At 58.7% G+C, this 18,190-nt stretch carries 12 protein-coding genes and 1 pseudogene; 5 read left to right on the top strand and 8 right to left on the bottom strand.

The annotated features are described in order from the left end of the window. Positions 1 to 24 precede the first annotated feature (24 nt). The 3 genes from KO498_RS15180 (at position 25) to KO498_RS15190 (ending at position 3,707) form a co-directional block, all read left to right on the top strand. Positions 25 to 1,272, top strand: a complete 1,248-nt coding sequence (locus KO498_RS15180) for a Tm-1-like ATP-binding domain-containing protein (protein WP_215960764.1) — start codon at positions 25 to 27, stop codon at positions 1,270 to 1,272. Between the two features lie 171 nt (positions 1,273 to 1,443). After that, a complete protein-coding gene (locus tag KO498_RS15185) occupies positions 1,444 to 2,733 on the top strand; it encodes an aspartate aminotransferase family protein (RefSeq protein WP_215960800.1) in 1,290 nt (429 codons plus the stop codon). Continuing rightward, positions 2,730 to 3,707 (top strand): phosphotransferase enzyme family protein, encoded by a 978-nt coding sequence (locus KO498_RS15190; protein WP_215960765.1) that lies wholly within the window; start codon positions 2,730 to 2,732, stop codon positions 3,705 to 3,707. The genes KO498_RS15185 and KO498_RS15190 overlap by 4 nt, the downstream gene beginning before the upstream one ends. Positions 3,708 to 3,756: 49 nt before the next feature. Here the strand turns inward: KO498_RS15190 and KO498_RS15195 are convergent, their stop codons facing one another. The 8 genes and pseudogenes from KO498_RS15195 to KO498_RS15230 form a co-directional block, all read right to left on the bottom strand. Beyond that, positions 3,757 to 6,846: an efflux RND transporter permease subunit gene (locus KO498_RS15195; protein ID WP_215960766.1), complete on the bottom strand. Its 3,090-nt coding sequence runs from the start codon at positions 6,844 to 6,846 to the stop codon at positions 3,757 to 3,759. Continuing rightward, on the bottom strand, positions 6,843 to 7,967 hold the full coding sequence (locus KO498_RS15200) for an efflux RND transporter periplasmic adaptor subunit (protein ID WP_215960767.1): 1,125 nt from the start codon (positions 7,965 to 7,967) through the stop codon (positions 6,843 to 6,845). Before KO498_RS15200 ends, KO498_RS15195 begins: the two co-directional genes overlap by 4 nt. A 334-nt stretch (positions 7,968 to 8,301) precedes the next feature. Then, positions 8,302 to 8,718 (bottom strand): annotated as a pseudogene (locus tag KO498_RS15205) (integrase core domain-containing protein); the annotation flags it as partial. A 65-nt stretch (positions 8,719 to 8,783) separates the two neighbouring features. Further along, entirely contained in the window at positions 8,784 to 9,896 is a 1,113-nt protein-coding gene (locus KO498_RS15210; RefSeq protein WP_215960768.1) for an aminomethyltransferase family protein, read from the bottom strand. A gap of 20 nt (positions 9,897 to 9,916) precedes the next feature. After that, positions 9,917 to 11,956, bottom strand: a complete 2,040-nt coding sequence (locus KO498_RS15215) for an FAD-dependent oxidoreductase (protein WP_215960769.1) — start codon at positions 11,954 to 11,956, stop codon at positions 9,917 to 9,919. Between the two features lies 1 nt (position 11,957). Continuing rightward, positions 11,958 to 13,214 carry a Tm-1-like ATP-binding domain-containing protein gene (locus tag KO498_RS15220; protein ID WP_215960770.1) on the bottom strand — a complete coding sequence of 419 codons (1,257 nt, stop codon included), beginning with the start codon at positions 13,212 to 13,214 and terminating at the stop codon, positions 11,958 to 11,960. A gap of 22 nt (positions 13,215 to 13,236) precedes the next feature. Next, a complete protein-coding gene (locus tag KO498_RS15225) occupies positions 13,237 to 15,687 on the bottom strand; it encodes an FAD-dependent oxidoreductase (RefSeq protein ID WP_215960771.1) in 2,451 nt (816 codons plus the stop codon). Further along, the gene (locus tag KO498_RS15230; RefSeq protein WP_215960772.1) at positions 15,684 to 16,487 is read right to left on the bottom strand and encodes a helix-turn-helix domain-containing protein; all 804 of its coding nucleotides are present in this window, start codon (positions 16,485 to 16,487) and stop codon (positions 15,684 to 15,686) included. Before KO498_RS15230 ends, KO498_RS15225 begins: the two co-directional genes overlap by 4 nt. A 133-nt stretch (positions 16,488 to 16,620) precedes the next feature. Here KO498_RS15230 and KO498_RS15235 point away from each other — a divergent pair, with 133 nt between their 5' ends. After that, positions 16,621 to 17,562, top strand: a complete 942-nt coding sequence (locus KO498_RS15235; protein WP_215960773.1) for a tripartite tricarboxylate transporter substrate binding protein — start codon at positions 16,621 to 16,623, stop codon at positions 17,560 to 17,562. Between the two features lie 75 nt (positions 17,563 to 17,637). Then, positions 17,638 to 18,183 (top strand): tripartite tricarboxylate transporter TctB family protein, encoded by a 546-nt coding sequence (locus KO498_RS15240; protein ID WP_252731472.1) that lies wholly within the window; start codon positions 17,638 to 17,640, stop codon positions 18,181 to 18,183. The last annotated feature ends 7 nt before the right edge of the window (positions 18,184 to 18,190 follow it).

The raw sequence follows: 18,190 nt of genomic DNA on the forward strand, positions 1-18,190 counted from the left end.
CCCGGCATGACAAGGGAGGGCGATATGACAGACACAACCATTCTGGTGATCGGCACCTACGACACCAAGAACGACGAGCTGGAGTTCATGGCCGGAAAAATCCGTGCCCAAGGTGGCGCGGTCCTAACCATGGATGTCAGCGTTCTGGGTGATCCTGAGAAGCCAACGGATTACTCCAAACATGCGGTGGCCGAGGCCGGGGGGCGTTCGATCAGGGAAGCGATCGACAGCGGCAGCGAGCATGTGGCGATGCAGATCATGTCGGATGGCGCCTGTGCGCTGGCACAGCGCCTGAATGACGGGGGGCATATCAACGGTGTGATCATTTTGGGTGGCACTATGGGCACCGATCTGGCGCTTGATGTTTGTCAGACCCTGCCGATTGGCCTGCCGAAATACATGGTCTCGACGGTGTCGTTCTCGGCGCTTATTCCCGCTGAGCGCCTGTCTCCCGACATCCAGATGATCCTCTGGGCCGGAGGGCTTTATGGGCTGAATGCGATCTGTAAATCGTCGCTGGCACAGGCAGCGGGAGCCGTGTTGGGCGCGGCACGCGCAGCCGAGCCCGTCGTGGGTGCGGGCCGTCCAACGGTGGGCATCACATCGCTTGGCACATCCTGCCTGAAATACATCAAGACGCTGAAACCCGAGCTTGAGGCGCGTGGCTACGAGGTGGCGGTGTTTCACGCCATGGGCATGGGCGGCATGGCATTTGAGCAGATAGCGGCGCAAAACGGCTTTGTTTGTGTGATGGATTTTGCCGGCTGCGAGCTGGGGAATCTGCTGGCAGGGTCGGTGGTCAATGCCGGTCGCGACCGGCATCGTGCGGCGGGGCGTGCTGGCATCCCGCAGATCGTTGCGCCCGGCTGTATGGACCTGATTGACTTTGCCGGCTGGCAGGAAATTCCCGAGCGTTTCCAGGACCGCCCGATCCACACCCATAACAAGCTGGTTAAGAACACCTTCTACAATGCCGACGAACGTCGCGACATCGCGCGGGAACTGAATGAGCGTTTGGGAGAAAGCCCGGCGCCAACGCAATTGATTATCCCCAATGGTGGCATCGAAGAATGGGATCGCCCCGGAGGCGATTGTCACGACCCAGAAGGTCTTGCCGCTTTTCTAGACGAGCTACGCAGCACCGTTGCGCCATCGGTCAAGGCGACCGAGATCGACGCGCACATCAACGACCCGGAGTTTTGCACTACGGCACTAAACATCTTTGACGCCTGGGTGGCTGAAGGGGCCGTGCCTGCGGCAAAATCTAACTAGAGCAACCACTTTTTATCAAGGAGAACAGCATGACATCCAAATTGAAACTGGCAATTGCAGCCAGGCTGCTAACCCCTGATATGCGCACCGAGGGCGTAGCTGCACCCGAGCTGCCACTGTCGCTGTAGACAAGCAAGGATTGTTTTTAGAAGAGAATGGAAGTGAGATATGATGAAGCGTACTAAGGAGCAATTGCTCGTCGACCGAACCCGCTATCTGGGGCCCAATGTCTCGACGTTTTACGACGATCCTGTGCATGTCGTGCGCGGCGAAGGAGTCTGGCTGTGGGATGCCGACGGGCGCAAGTATCTTGATTGCTACAACAACGTTCCGCATGTCGGCCATTGCAATCCGCGCGTGGTCGAGGCGATCTGCCGCCAGGCGTCGACGCTCAACACCCATACGCGTTATCTGCATGACGGCATCCTGGACTATGTTGAAAAACTGACCGGGACGATGGACGCCTCGCTTGATACTGCTATCCTGACCTGCACCGGATCCGAGGCCAATGATATTGCCCTGCGCATGGCCGAGGGAACGACCGGCAAACGTGGTATCATCGCCACCGACGCGACATACCATGGTAACACCGCGCTGGTCAGCCAGTTGAGCAAATCCAACCCGCCCAGCGTCGGCTTCGGGTTGGGGCAGTTTTTCCGGTTTGTCGAAGCACCCGATAGCTATCGCAATCCGGATCCGGACGGGGCCAAGTTTGCTCAATCCGTGGCCGAGCAGATTGAAGCGCATGAGAAATCCGGTATCGGGTTTGCCGCGTTGCTGATCTGTCCCTATTTCCTCAATGAGGGGTTTCCCGACACTCCCGATGGCTGGCTGAAGCCCACTGCCGAAGTCGTTCGCAAGGCCGGTGGCTTGCTGATCTGTGACGAGGTTCAGTCTGGTTTTGGCCGCACCGGAACCCACATGTGGGCGCATGAAAAAATGGGTGTGGTGCCCGATGTGATGACTTTGGGCAAACCGATGGGCAATGGCCATCCGATTGGAGGCGTGGTGACCCGAGGTGAGATTTTGCAGACATTTCGCTCGGGCTACCGTTACTTCAACACGTTTGGCGGCAATCCGGTCTCGTGCGCGGCGGCGATGGCGGTTCTGGAAGAGATCGAGGACAAGGCCCTTGTTCGGCATGCCAACACGGTTGGGCAACATGCCCGCAAAAGACTGGAAGCCTTGCAGGCCAAGTATGAGGTCATTGGAGATATCCGTGGCTCAGGCTTGGTTTTCGGGGCCGAAATGGTGCTGGATCGGGACAGCAAAGAACCGGCCAGTGAATTCACCGACCGTGTGATCAATGCGATGCGCCAACGCGGCATCCTCCATTCCAAATTGGGACGCCATAAGAACACGCTGAAAATCCGCCCGCCTATGCCGTTCTCGGTTGAAAACGCCGATCTTCTGTTCGACACGCTGGACGAGGTTTTGGCCGAAACCCGGCTTGCGCCATGACGGATGTTGTAGATCAGGCACTGGCGCTTTGGGGCTTTGACGGCGCGACTTGCCGGCTGATTGCCGAGCGGGAGAACCGGGTGTTTCGAGTGGATCATCACGGGAAAGCCTATGCCTTGCGGCTTCACCGCGCGGGTTATCGCACTGACGCCGAGCTGTGGTCCGAGCTGCAATGGGTGGCTGAGTTGGGCCGCGGCGGGCTGAATGTGCCTGCGCCCGTCCCGTCGGCAGCAGGCAAGGTTCTGCACATCGTCGAGGGCATTCAGATTGATGTTCTGACTTGGCTGTCAGGCGCGCCAGTCGGCGAAACCGGCAAGCCCTTGCAGACCAATGACCGTATCGGGCTCTTTCACAAGATCGGCCAGGAAATGGCGCGGATGCATATGATATCGGATGCGTGGACCCTGCCCGAGGGGTTCACCCGGTGCCAGTGGGATCGCGCGGGCTTGGTGGGCGACGCGCCTGTCTGGGGGCGGTTCTGGGAGAACCCGACCTTGTCTGACGACCAGCGCTCGATGTTTCAGAGCTTGCGCGACTCATTGCAAAGCGACCTATCGCGGCTTGAAGGTAAGTCGGACTATGGCCTGATCCACGCCGACTTGGTGCGCGAGAACGTGCTTGCTGACGGTGGAGAGCTTCAGCTGATCGATTTTGACGATGCAGGGTTCGGCTTCCGGCTGTTTGACTTGGCCACCACCTTGCTGAAAAACCGCAGCGAGCCGGATTATCAGGCTTTAAAGCAGGCGCTTGTCACCGGCTATCTTTCAATCCGAGAGATTGACCTAGCGGCGCTCGATCTGTTCCTGTTAGCGCGCGCCGTCACATACGTTGGCTGGATCATACCCCGCATGGATGAGGCCGGGTCCGAGGCCCGGAATGCGCGCTTCATCGACATCGCAACGGACCTGGCACATGAGTATCTGGCCCGGATGGGTTCGCCCCGAGATGGCCGAAATGGAGATGCTGCATCGTGATTTCAATACTCGCGAACGCGCCCTACCCCTGTTCCACCAGATCTTGCCACTAGGCGCTCGCGGTCGCCTCAACCTCTGATCGAAGCCTGCGTGCTGCACCACCGGGTGCTGCGCCCCAGACGGCAATCCAACGGTAGAAAATCGGCGTGAGAAACAAGGTGAACACGGTTGCGAAACCCAAGCCGCCGACGATCACCCAACCGACGGCAATCCGGGCTTCGGCCCCCGCGCCGGAGGTCAGGATCAACGGCAGACCACCAAAGACCGTAGAAACCATCGTCATCATCACTGGTCGGATCCTCAGGCGTAGCGCACTTCGGATTGCGCTTTCGATGTCGGCGCCCGCTTCGCGCAGCTGGTTTGCGAATTCGACAATCAGGATACCGTTTTTGGCCATCACCCCGATCAGCATCACAAGGCCGATCTGGCTGTAGTAGTTCAGCGAACCGCCGGTCATCGAGATTGCCAGCAGCGCGGCGGCAAGCCCGAAGGGCACAGTCAACATGATGACAACCGCACTGGCAAAGCTTTCGAACTGCGCTGCCAGCACCAGAAGCACGACGACCAGCGCCACGCCGAAGACCATGTAGATTCCGGCTTGGGAATCGTCGAGCGTCGCGGCCTCGCCGGTGAAGATGATGCCCATGCCATCGGGCAGAACTTCGTCGGAAATCGCAAGCAAACGGTCCATCGCGGTCGACAGGTCAACGCCCTCGCCGAGGTTCGCCTGCATCGAGACGGACAACGCGCCGCCCAGACGTTCGATTTGCGCATCGCTCACCACCGTTTCCAGCGCAGCGACGGCGGACAGTGGGATATAGGCACCGCTGGCGAGGCGGATGGACATGGACGCGATGTCGGACGGATCGTCAATCGGCGGCCCGCCGGGGACGACATTGACGTCCACTTCGATGTCATCGGCAAAGACGCTGACCGCAACGTCGCCCTGAACCATGGCGCGAACGATGGCGGAGATATCCGAACTGTTGAGTCCCATATCGCCCGCCGCGCTGTCATCCACCGTCACCGCCAACTGTGCATTGACGCTGTTGTTGGACAGTTGCGGGTTCTGGAAAGTCGCATCCTGCGACATGGCCGCGGCAAGGGCGTCGGCGGCTTCCGTCATTTTCGCAAGATTGGTGCCGGTGACGGCAAAGCTGAGCCCGCCACCCGCGCCACGAATGTTGAGGCTGTTGGTCGAGCGCGCACTGACCTGCACCCCGGGCACAGAGGCCAGTCGGCCACTGATCTGCGCAATCAGCTCTTGCTGGGTAAAGTCACGCTCGGCCCAGTCCGGCAGGCGGACGACAATAAACGCACTGGTACCGCCGCGGACGCCAATGATGCTCTGTACCGTCTCGATCTGCCCGCTCTGCTGGTAGGGAGCGAGGATGTCTTCGACCAGCAGGACCTGCGTGTCGAGATAGTCAATCGTTGTGTCCGACGCGCCGCGCGCCTGTACGAGGAAGAAACCACGGTCTTCTTGCGGTGTGACGGCGGAGGGCAGCGTCATCGCGGCGCCCATGGCGATCATGGCAAAGCCTATGGCGACCGCCAAAACCAGCAGAGGCGTGCGGATGGCAAAATCCATGACCCGGTCAAAGCTGCGCGCCAGAATGCCCGGCTCGGTTTGCCCGGCATTGGCCTGTGTCTTGCCGGGGTCTAGAAGGGCCGACAGCACCGGTGCGAGGGTGAGCGCGGTGATCGACGAAAGTGTGACCGCGAAGGCCAACACAAAACCAAATTCTGAGAAGACACCGCCCGCCTGCCCCGGCAAAAACGAAATCGGAATGAAGACCGCGGCGAGTGTTGCCGTGGTTGAGATGACGGCAAAGAAGACCTCGTTGGAGCCCGATGAAGCGGCGGCGAAAGCGCCCATACCGGACTTGCGCTTGCGCACGATATTCTCGACCACGACGATGGCATCATCCACGACCATTCCGGTCGCCAGAACCAGCGCCAGGAGGCTGATCGTATTGACGGAAAATCCCGTGAGCCAGATCGCCGCCAATGTGCCGATCAAGGCCACCGGGATCGTGACCGCGGGGATCAACGTCGCCCGTGGGGAGCGCAGGAACAAAAATATCACGGCAATGACGATACCGGTTGCCATGAGGATGGATTTGACGACTTCGTTGATCGACCCTCCGATGAAAACCCCGTCGTTTGACGTGATGAGCAGTTGCACACCTTCGGGCAACTGGTCGCGCAATTCCTCGACGGCGACAGCGACATCGCGCGAGATATCCAGCGTGTTGCCAACAGATTGGCGGGTGATATCGAGGCCAATGGCAGTTTCGCCGTTCACGCGGGTATAGACGCTGGCGTCTTCCGGGATCAGCTGCACAAAGGCGATATCGGCCACTTGGGTCGTGTCGTTGATCGGCAGTTGGTTGATAGTCTCGACGGTGACATCCTTGCTGCCGACCCGGAGCGAGAGGGTCTGGGATTCGCTTGAAAGCGCACCAAGGGCAGTGTCATCGCGAAGTTGTGCAAGCGCGGTAGAGACGTCAAAGATGGTCAGCCCACGGCTGAGCAGAGACGGCATGTTCACGGCCACGCGGAACTCGTCGGCCCGGTCGCCGCGCAGGGTCACTTCTGCGATGCCGTCGATCAGAGAGAGCCGTTCGTAGACTGGGCCCTCGGCAAGCTGGGTGAGCGTGTCGAGGTCGGTATCGCCCAACAGCGCAAGGCGAATGATGGCGTCGGCGTTGCTGTCGCTTTTGCTGACGACGGGATCGTCGATATCATCGGGCAGAGAGCGCAGGGTGCCCGACACAAGCTCGCGCGCCTCATTGGCGGCCACGTTGACGTCAGTTCCATCGGACAGATCGATGGTGATGCGGCTCGACCCCGTGCTGGAGGTCGACTCGATATAGGACATGCCTTCAAGCGCACTCAACGCATCTTCGAGGGCCTGGGTGACCTCGCTGTCCACCGTGCTCGCCACCGCGCCCTCATAGGTGGTGCGCACGGAAATCACCGGATTGTCCACATCGGGCATTTCGCGGACATCGACGCTGGTGAGCGCCGCAAGACCGGCAATGATGATGAGCAGGTTCAGCACGATCCCGAAGATCGGTCGCGCGACAAAGGTATCCGCGAAACCGGCTTTGTGGGCTCTCTTTTCGAAACTCATGCGCCCGGCCCTTTGCCTGCACCTGCGGCTGTGACCTGCGCCCCTTCGCGCAGCTTGGACGCGCCTTCCGCCACGATCTGCGCACCCAGGGGGGCTTCGGTCTCAACCCAGACCTGATCTCCTTCGCGGAAACGGATGGTGACCGGAACGCGACGGGTGCTGCCTTCCTCGACGACCCATATGCCCGCGCCGCTGCGGTCCCATGTGATGGCCGTTGCGGGCACGACGGGAAAGGGGTCGGTCTCTTCGGTCATGCGGATGGCAAAGGTCATGCCGGCGAGCAGCAACCCCTCGGGGTTTGCGACTTCCGCCTGCACCGTGGCACTGCGGGTTACGCTGTCGAGCCGGCTGTCGAAAGCGGTGATCTCGCCCTCGAAAATACGCCCCGCATATGTGGGTGTCGAGACGAGGACGGGCTTGCCCTCGGTCAAAAGGCCGATGGAGCGTTCCGGCACTTCGAACGTGGCGAGCAGGCTGGTGGTATCGTCAATTGTCACGATGGCCTTACCGCTCGACACGCGGTCGCCCAGGCTGACGTCACTGAGCCCCAACCGGCCAGAGATCGGTGCCACGATCGTACGGTCGTCTAGTGCGACCTGGGCCAGCCCCACATTGGCTTCGGCCAAACGCAACGCCACGCGCGCCTCCGACAGCTGCACGTCCGTCACGACAGAATTGCCATTGCTGCGCAGCCCTTCATAGCGGGTGACAGTGGCCTGTGCCTGATCGCGGTTGGCCTCGGCGATCTCAAGCGCCAGCCGTTCCGTGCGATCATCCAGTTGCAAAAGGACATCGCCCTTTTCAACCATCGCATTGGCAAGCAGCGCAGTTTCGACCACTTCCCCCCCATCGGTCGCGGTCACTTCGGTGCGGCGAAGCGAGACGGCACTGCCAACGGTCCTCAGAATGAGTGTATGTTCGCGGGCCTCTAGCGGCGTAAGAACCACCGTCGTTGCCCGGCCCTGCCTCCGCTGCCCTGATTGCGCGCCCTGCGGCGCATCAGCTGTTACGTTCGCGCTGCCGCCCCAGAACTGCGCGACCTGTTCGGGCACACCGAATGCGACGCCATAGGCGCCCGCGACTATGATGAGGGATAAAGCGGCGTAAAGTAATCTTTTCATGGTTCTTGTGGCTCCTGAGGGCTCCGTCGGGGGAGTGTCAGCCAAGTGCCGAGATCAACCTTGGGTGGCGAGAGATGTATCATAAAGAAGGTCCTGAGGTGCCTGTGTTTGTTCTGATACGGGCACTGAAACACATTCCGTCGCTCGTGTTTCGATTTTTTTCAGCTAACCTGTGCGAAAAATTAGCGCTCACGGCGCAGAAAGGCTGAACCCCCCGATCAGCGGGTAGTGATCTGTGGGCCAGACCCCGCCGAAACCCGCCACCTCAAGGCGCACTTAGGCGGTTGGCGTGCCCCCATCGGGTGGTCTGGTTTGATCGTTTGTGCCTTTGGTCCTATGAAGCGATGCTTTCCGGCGCGGGTGGCCGATAGCCTAGGGCGCAGTGTGGCCTAACGGTGTTGTAGTGAACCCGCCAATGCTCGATCAGGGTTTGAGCCTCGCGCAGGTTGTCAAAGATTTCGCCGTTGAGCAGTTCATCGCGGAACCTGGCGTTGAAGCTTTCACAGGAGCCGTTCTCCCAAGGTGACCCTGGTTCGATGTAGGCTGTCTTGGCACCCATAGCAGTGATTCAGTCCCGCATTTTCTGAGCAATAAACTCCGAGCCACTGTCCGACCTTATCTATTCCGGCGGGCCACGCAGAATGAACAGGTCTGTCAGTGCGTCCAGCACATCGGTGGAGCTGAGCTTGCGATCGACGCGGATCATGAGTGCCTTTCTGGTGTATTCATCGATGATATTCAGTGTTCGGTAGGCTCAACTGGGTGTCCCCAGCGATCCAAGTGGAAACCGCCGGGGACACCGCAACTCGCTACCGATTATCCGCGCGAACGCGTGTTCTTGGGATCGTAGATCGCTCCGGTGTGGATTTTGGCGGCTTTGACCTCCCCGACGTCGACGGGCTGGCCATCAACTGCCATCTCGCGGGTCACGTAGCCCATGGCCAGAGCCCGACCAACCGAATGCCCCATGCCTGCCGAAGTTACCTGACCAACTTCTTGGCCGGCGGATGTCAATGCTGCGCCAGCTTCGGGAACATCCGCCCCCTCCGGCATTTCAATCAGCACCAAAGCGCGGTCCGTGCCGGTTTTCTTCAGCGCCTCGACGACGGCCTTGCCAGGGTAATTCGTTTCCTTGGCGCGGATCGTCCAGCCAAGGCCGGCTTCAACAGGGTTGTTGTCTTCGGTTATGTCGCGGCCAAAAATCGGATAGCGCTTCTCGATCCGCAGAGACACCATCGCAGCAACACCACAGGGCACCAGCCCCTTGTTTGCGCCAGCTTCCAAAATCGCCTCATAGAGGTCCTCGGCATTCTGGGTTGGAATGAACAGTTCGAAACCCAATTCACCGGTAAAGCCGGTGCGCGAGATGATGACATCATCCACACCATTTAGAGTCGTTTCGACGATTTCGAATGGCTTCAGGGCATCGTTTGTCAGGTCTGCATTGGTCAATTCTTGCAGGCAGGCGCGTGATTGCGGCCCTTGAATCGACAGCGATGTATAGCGGTAACCCAAAGAGACAACATTTACCTCCATGTTTTTGCCAGCATCTTTCAGATGATCGACAATGACATTTACACGATGCGGTGCCGGACAGACCCAGAATTTACCCGCGTTCACGCGCCAGACGATGACGTCGTCCAAAAAGCCGCCTTTGTCGTTGAGGATACCACAATAGGTTCCCTTCATGTCGGGCAGTTTTGTCACATCCGCAACATGGGTTTCGTTGATCAAACGCTCGGCGTCGCTGCCTGTAACTTCTACAAGGAACTGGCCAAATATCTCGAACAGGCCGGCCTTTTCGCGGGTTGTCAGATGCTCGGTTCTGGGGTCGCTAAATGCGATCGGTGCAAAGTATCCGCCGGCATTGCGCACATTGGCACCACGCTTGATGAAGGCATGATAAAGGGGAGTTTTCTTGGCTTCCATGATAGGTTTCCGTTTCTATTTCAGAGAAAGAGTGTTGGTCGTTCGCGTTTGAAGATCCGGTCTTCGGGCTCATGGCCCAGCAGTTCGCGGGCGTGGCGGTGTCCGGAATAAACCGCAGCTTGTAGGGTGCCGGGCACTTCAGCGTCGCCGATGTTGCGGTGCGGCACGCCCCGGGCTGTCAGGGCATCTGACAAAGTGGTTTCGGGCAGGCGATTGGTAACAGCAACCAATGTCGTCGCGGCGATATCGGGCAAGGCTTCACCGGTATCGGACCGCATCACATTCAACGCTCCAGCCTGCCATCCGGTCGCTGTGGTGTTGGGATATGTCTTGACCCCAGCCCCCAGAAGTTCGCCCAGAACTTTGGGCTGTTCCAGCGTATTGCCCATCCAGCCTGAAAGGGTTGGAAGCGGGGTCACCAGATGAACCTCGTGACCCTTCTCGGCCAAATCCACGGCCAGCGCACTTGCCATGTAATAATGATCGTCATCGTAGATCACGATTGCTCCGGATACTTCGGAGCCGTTCAGAATGTCGTCCGGTGTCAGCGCATTGCCTTTGAAGCCGGGGATTGGTGCAAGGTTTGAGCGCCCGCGACCATCCTCCAGCCAAAGTGCTCCGGTTGCCAGAAGAACATGATCCGCCTCAAACTCGGCAACCGCATCCGCATCCAGTTCGCTGCCAGCATAGAGGTGCACATTGCCCATTTGTTGCAGTTGATACAGCCGGTAGTCACGTACTCGTGCCCAGGATGCCAAGCCCTTGATGGCCGATTCCCGCAGGCTTCGTCCGCCCATTTCGTCGGCCTTATCGGCCACAGTGACCTCGTGGCCAGCGCGCGCGAGCGTCAAAGCCGCCTCAAGCCCCGAGGGGCCGCCCCCGACAATCAACACGCTTTGCGGGGTCTCAGCCGCAGGGACCATTTCCGGGTGCCAACCGCGGCGCCATTCTTCGGACATGGTGGGGTTTTGGGTGCATCGCACCTGAACGCCGGACAATTCCACCGAGACGCATACATTACAGCCGATACATTCGCGGATATCCTCGACCCGGCCTTCGCGGATCTTGTTGGGCAGGAACGGATCGGCAATCGAGGCGCGAGCCGAGCCAATCATATCAAGCACGCCTCGTTTGATCTGGCTGACCATAATGTCAGGAGAGGTGAACCGCCCAACACCCAAAACCGGTTTGTTCGTCACCTGTTTGACGAAGCTGGTGAAGTCTTCTTGATACCCTTGTCGGGCATAGCGAGCGGTTTGGCTGTCGGCGCTCCAGCCCGAGATGTTAACGTCCCAGAGGTCTGGCAGATCGGCCAGCGCCTCGACGACGTCACGGCCCTCGCCGTCGCAGGTGATCCGTTTGGGCCCTGATGCCTCGTGCACTGCAAACCGCAAAGCGATTGCCATTTCGCCAGCGGCTTCGTCCTGCGCTTCTTCCAGCACTTCGCGCAACAGGCGCAGGCGGTTGTCGAAAGAGCCACCATATTCGTCCGTGCGGGTGTTGTAAGCCGGGGACAGGAAATGCCACAGAATCGAGGCGTCATGGCTGGCATAGACATACGCAATGTCGTAGTCGGCCCGCTTCGCCCGCCCGATGGCTGCCCGGAAAGACTGCCGCAGACGCTTGATGTCTGATTTGTCCATCGCCTTGGCGGAGTAGGGCATATCCGGTTTTAGCGTTGGCAGGGAGGATGGCCCCAGAACCGGATAGCCGTTCTCGATCCCGCGGGAACGGATGCCGGTATGGGCCAGTTCGATCGAGGCCAGCGCGCCATGGGCATGAATGCGATCGACCGAATGCGCGTGCGCCTTCACGTCACCCTCGTCCCAGAGCCGCTCATACGGCAGGCCGGACAAGTCCGAGGTCGGGTCGATCTCGGACAACTGCATACCGATGATACCCCACCCTCCTTCAGCCCGCATCTCACGGATACCAATGGCACCGTTGGGCATCAGATAGGAATGCCCATTGGCGTAGGGCATCATGACGAACCGATTGGGCGCCGTCACCGGGCCAATCTTCAACGGCTCGAACAGGATATCGTATTGACCTTCTAACATGTCAGCCCCCCGATGGAGTCGCGTTGGTTTTCAGGGTGCCATCCGCGATCCAGCCATCGATGATTTCCAGGACCTTTTCCGAAAACGCTTTGTCGTTGATGTGGCAATCCATAACGGTCAGGTCGATTGGATCGTTCATCTCGCGCTTGTAGGCGTCAACCATGACAGCCAGCGCGTCAGGATCATGGGCGGGCATGCCTTCGGTATCCCAAGCATGAATGCCTTCAGTGGGAAGGATAAATTTCACCGGCCCTTTTGATTGTTTCAGCCGGTTGGCTACCTCATGCGCCAACTCTCCGCGTTCCTCTCCGGTGAGAGCCGCCGATGCCAGAAGGCGGTTGTGGGCGTGATAGGGCCGGTCGCGGAACCGTTCGGGCACGGGTTGCCAGGTGGCAAAATCAATCATATCGCCGAAGCCGGGTGCGGCGATGATCGGGATGCCGCGACGGCCTGCTGCTGTCATCCGGTCCGCCCCGGCATTGACGATGGAGCCGACCATCAGGTTGCCGATCTCGGCCACGGCCAGTTCCAGCACGCAGGCGAAATACCCCTGATCGGCGAGGCTTTCCATAGCCATTCCGCCCATGCCAGTGCCGTGAAAGACCGCCAGAGAGAAACCCCGGTCGATCAGCGGTTGGCGCAAATGCATCATGTAGTGCAGAGCCGACGAGCCAAAGCTGACCATGCCAATCACCGGACGATCCGGATCCGGAGCACGCACGGCCTGAGCCGCACCATAGACTGCGCCTGCGGCTTGGCTGAGCGTCGCCATGCAGATGTCGTTAAGCCCGTAGAGCCCACCGGCCCAGAGGATCATCTGGATATCCGCCGAAAGCCGCTCTGGTGGGATCAGCGCCGAGAATGCGATGGTCGAGACCACATATTTCGGCACGCCAATCGGCAGAGCGCGGGCGCAGTCAAGCGCCAGATCGGTGCCCATTGTACCGCCGAGAGCCAGCATCCCGTGAATTTTGCCTTCGGCGTAAAGCTTGGCGGTCAGCTTCGCGGCACCTTCCGCCATGATCTGCATGGCGTGGTTTTCATCGCCCGAGTCGATGGCATCCTGAATGGTTTTTCCCGCAGCCGCAGCCACGTCATGCTTGGAAACATCAGTCGGCTCGGATGGATCGCCCAGCACGCTGACGTCCATGGAGACAACGTCTCCGCCCAGTTTTCGGATGCTGTCGCAAACGAAGTTCAGTTCCGGGTCTTTGGTGTCATAAGTGCCAATGACTAGAATGGTTTTTGCAGAGTTCATGAGTTTTTCTCCCTTAAGCGCGTCAACCACGCATGATTTCTCCCTTGGGGTCATAAAGCGGCGCCAACTGCGCTGTGATCGGGTACATTTCGCCCGCGATCTGAACTTTGAGACCGCCTTCGTCGATCCAGGCCTTGGAAACTCCTTCGGCGTTTTCCAATGAGGCCAGGCCGATCATTTGTTCCAGACGGAAACCCCAGTCACCGCTGGTGACATGGCCAACAATCTCGTCACCCTTCCAAATAGGTTCATTATGGATCAGATAGGGGCCATTCTCTGCGGTCAGGCCGGGTACAGAAATGGACAGGGTGCGGTGTTTGGTGGCCGGGCCGCCGGCTTTCTGTTTGGCGAGGGCTTGGCGCCCCAGAAAATCTTTCTTGTCCAGTTGCACGGCGAAGCCTAGCCCGGTTTCATAGGGGGTATCATCTTCGCCAATGTCATGGCCGAAGTGACGAAAGCCTTTTTCCAACCGGCAGGCATTCATGGCGAACATGCCCATCGGGCGCAGGCCATGCGGCCCGCCAGCGTCCAATAGCGCTTCATAGAGTCCAGCAACGAATTCGGTCGGGATCATCAGCTCAAAACCCAACTCGCCAAGGAACGAGCGACGGATCGCCCAGCAGCGCGCGTGCCCCAAGTCGATTTCCTGCGCGGCCCCAAATGGGAAGGCGTCGTTTGACAGGTCGTCACCGCTCATCGCTTGTAAGATGGCACGGGATTTCGGGCCGTGAATGGTCAACAACCCATAGGCAGAGGTCGCGTCAAAGATCTCAAACTGCCACTCGGGGTCGGCATTGGACTTGATCCAATACTGGTCACGCATCTGGCTGGGATGACCGGTGACCACCATGAAACAATGTGGTGCGATGCGGGTCACGGTGACGTCCGCCTCGATCCCGCCGCGCGTGTTCAGGAATTGTGTGTAAACGGATTTGCCCACGTCCACATCCATCTCGGCACCGCACACCCGGTTCAGTGCCTTCACTGCATCGGGGCCTTGAACCTGAATTTTTGCATACATGGACTGATCAAGGATTACAGCCGCGTCGCGCGCAGCAAGACACTCTTCTTTCACATGCGCCGACCATGGTTTCCATCGGATCGACGGCTCGTCGCGCCAATCCGCGCCATAGTACATCGGGACTTCCCAGCCGATCCGTTCGGCGAATTGCGCACCAGCTTCTTTAAGCCGGTCATGCAGCGGCACCCGGCGCACGCCGCGCGCAGAGGTGACTTGTCGTCCGGCCCATTGAAGGCCGTAGTGAAAGCCCACGGCTTCGGCGGCACGCTCGGCGTTATAGGCCGTGTTCTTCTGGAATGGGTGCGCCCGCACCGCCAACAAAGGCAGCATCGAGCGCGAGGGCATCCCGTCGATCATCCACTCGGCCATGGTTAACCCTGTGCCGCCCGAATTGAGAATACCGTTCGAGTTCATACCCGTGGCCAGAAACACACCCTCAATCTCGGATGATGGGCCCATATAGGGGCGCCCATCCGGGGTGAAACTTTCGGGCCCGTTAAAGAAGGTTTGGATGCCCATTTCGGCCAGTGCCGGCATCCGGGCGAACATGCGCTCCAGTTCGGGCTCGACATGTTCCATGTCAAAGGGCAGCTCGTCGAATTCGAAGTCCTCAGGAATGCCGTCACGCCCATAGGGCTTGCCCATTGCCTCAAACCCACCGATCAACAGCTTGCCGGCGTCCTCTTTCCAATAGGTTCGCTCTTCTGCGATGTTCAGGATGGATTGCGTCGTGGGCAGCCCCTCGATCGGCTCCGTCACGATGTAAAAGTGCTCGGCGGCGTGCAATGGCACTGTCACACCATGCGCCTTGGCGAACAGGTGGCTCCACATGCCGCCTGCGATCAGCACCTTGTCGGTTGCAATCACACCTCTGTCGGTCTCGACACCGGTTACACGGCCGCCGTTCAACACCAGACGCTCAACATTGGTCTCTTCGAACACCTGTGCTCCGAGCGCCCGCGCGCCCTTAGACAAGGCGACGGAAACGTCCAGCGGATTGACCTGCCCATTTGACGGGACATGAAATGCGGATTTGACATCACTGACATCAACGTCGGGCCAGTATTCCAACAGCTCGGGCACTGACAGCATTCGGGTTTCGATACCCATGCGAGCTGCGTGGTCATGGCTGCGCAACAATTGTTCGTGGCGCACGTCGCTGAGAGCGAGGTTGATGGTGCCGTTTTGTTTATATCCAGTGCCTTGCCCGGTCTCGATTTCAAGCGTCTGAAAGAGTTTCGCAGTGTATTTGCCAAGTTCGGTCTGCGACGTGCTGTCACGCAATTGACCGACAATCCCAGCGGCGTGCCATGTGGTGCCGCTGGCGATTTTCTTGCGCTCGATCAGAACCGCAGGCACACCACGGTGCGCCAAGTGATACAACGTTGAAACGCCGATAATGCCGCCGCCAATAATGACTACCGGTGCCTGATCGGGAAGGGGTTTGTTCATGTGGTCTCTCCTGACATGGCTAAATTTTCTGAGGCGAAACTCCGCCCTAAATGAGATCTCGTCGGTTTCGTTTTGTCGCCAGAAGACGGCACAGCACCGCCGATGGCTGCCGTGCCTGATCGCGCGGCAAGTAAAACGGCGGATTTCAAGGGCATTTGGTTTTGTTTGGAAGGCTGCCGCGGTCTTGCCAGGGTAACGATGCTGCTGACGCTGCCTGCAGCGTCGAAGATCGGGGCGGAAAAGGAAATGGCAGGTGCATTCGGCTGAGGGGATGGCGCAACACCTTGCGCTCTAAACGCGGACACCGCCTCGTCCCAATTTTGTTCATTCAAGTCTGAGTGCGTAACGTCGCTCGGCGCAATGTCACACGCGGCAAACAGGCAGACTCCCGGGCTCGAGTATGGTGAGACCTTCTGAAAGGCTCCGTCCTGCTGCGCGCCCTGATGGAAAACCAGGAGCGGCTTCAGAGGCCCCGGCTGACCCGGATAAAGGAACGCCCAACAGGAAGCTTCTTCGGACACGGCGGCAAGGATCTGACGGAAGATATGGAGCCCTAAAGTACCGGAGTTCGACAAGCGGGCAAGGTTAGAGACTGCTGGTCCTAACCGGTATCCCTTTGTCTTCGAGTTCTGTTCAACAAACGAATTTGATTCGAGCTCACATAGGTAGCGATAGGCCGTGGTCTTGTTTTGTCCCGTTAGACGCGAAATCTCAGAAAGTCCAAGTTCATTAGAGCTTTCAGTGAAATACTTGAGAATTTTCAGTGCATTGGAAACCGTTCCCAAAAGTAAATCCCCCATTTCACAACCGCAAAGAGCCCCACAATAGGGTCGCCTTTCACACCAGAGTTGACACAAACTAATTCACAGTGCAATTATTATTTACATAAGTGGTGACAATAATGAACCCATAGATCTACTCAGGGAGAGAGAAATGCTCAAGAAAACACTCACCGTAGCCGTGCTGGCCTCAATGTCGCTGGCGCCATTGGCTGCTCACGCCGAGTATCCGGAAAAGCCTGTGGAATTTGTTGTTCCGTGGCCTCCTGGTGATCTCGAAGATGTGCTGACCCGCATGATCGCGGAAGACTTTCAAAAAGAATATGGTGTGCCAGCTGCGGTCGTAAACAAACCGGGCGGCGGCGGCGGCCCGTTTCCTGGAGCAGTCGAGGTAGCTGGCGCCAAACCTGACGGGTATACAATTGGGTCGTTTATCGTCGCTGTCCCGGTTGTTGGCCCCCAGATCGGCATCCCCGAACTGAACCCGAACCCGTTTGAGCCGCTCGGGGCGTTTTTGACCTACCCGTTTGTCATCGTTGCCGGAAAGAATGCGCCTTATGACGATGTGGATGGGCTGGCTGCCTATGCCAAAGAGAATGACGTTGCTCTGGGCCACTTCGGTGCCCCGCTAATCCCGACCAAAGTGACAATGGCATTGGCCAGCGAAAAGGGCTTTTCGTTTGGTTCGGATGCCGCCTTTGACATGCTGGACTGCAACTCGTTGGCCTCGGGTGACGTAGACGTCATGAACACCACGCTGCAACTGGTGTTGCCCTGCATCGACGATATCAAGGTGCTTGCCTCGATTGGTGGCGAGCGTATCAGCCTGACACCGGACGCGCCCACAGTGGCGGAGATCGCGCCCACGTTGGACATTGCATTGTGGAACGGCCTGTTCGTCCCCAAAGACACACCTGCCGATGTGCGTGCAAAGATCATCGCGGTTGCAGAAAAAACCATGATGTCGGAACGCGCTCAGAAACTGGCGAAGGAAACCGGTGCATTGGTCTATTGGCAGAACGCCGACGACACGCAGGCGTTGATCGCAAGTGACACCGCCACTTTGAGTGAAATAGGCAGCATGCTCTCTGAGTAATGATGCCTCTCCCTGGGCGGCCGGCGCTGATTTGCCGGCCGCCTTATTCAACTGAAACAGGACATGTACGGGAGGATGCCTGTGATACGCGCGAAAACCCTTCAGGATTTATTCAAACGCTATAGGAGGCCGGGTGATATTGTTTTCGCCTGGGTCTTTCTTGCCTTCAGTCTGTTTCTGCTGCTCAACTTGGATGCCCAGACCGCTACCGTGAAGGGAACCAAATGGGCGGCCCAGCCATCTTTCTGGCCAACCGTGGCGGTGTACACAATGGTTGTGTTCGGTGCACTCCACTTGATCAGCTCATTCGTGTCGCCCAAGCTTGACGGGCGCTGGCAGGAGGTAGGCTTCTGGCTACGCTCTTTCGAATTTGCCACGTGGTTCATGGCTTATGTCATACTGGTTCCGCAGCTTGGATACCTGCCATCCACGGTTCTCTTTACCATCGTGCTGACCATTCGGTTGGGCTATCCGTTGCACCCGTTTCTCGGCGCCGCTGTGGCGCTGGCGGTGACTGTCGTCGTTATTTTCAAGTCTCTTCTGCAAGTGAAAGTCCCCGGAGGTCAGGTCTATGAATACCTGCCCGACGCGCTGCGTTCTTTCATGCTAACATATTTTTGAGGTGAAC

The organism is Lentibacter algarum, from assembly GCF_018860975.1.
Taxonomy (GTDB): Bacteria; Pseudomonadota; Alphaproteobacteria; order Rhodobacterales; family Rhodobacteraceae; genus Lentibacter; species Lentibacter algarum_A.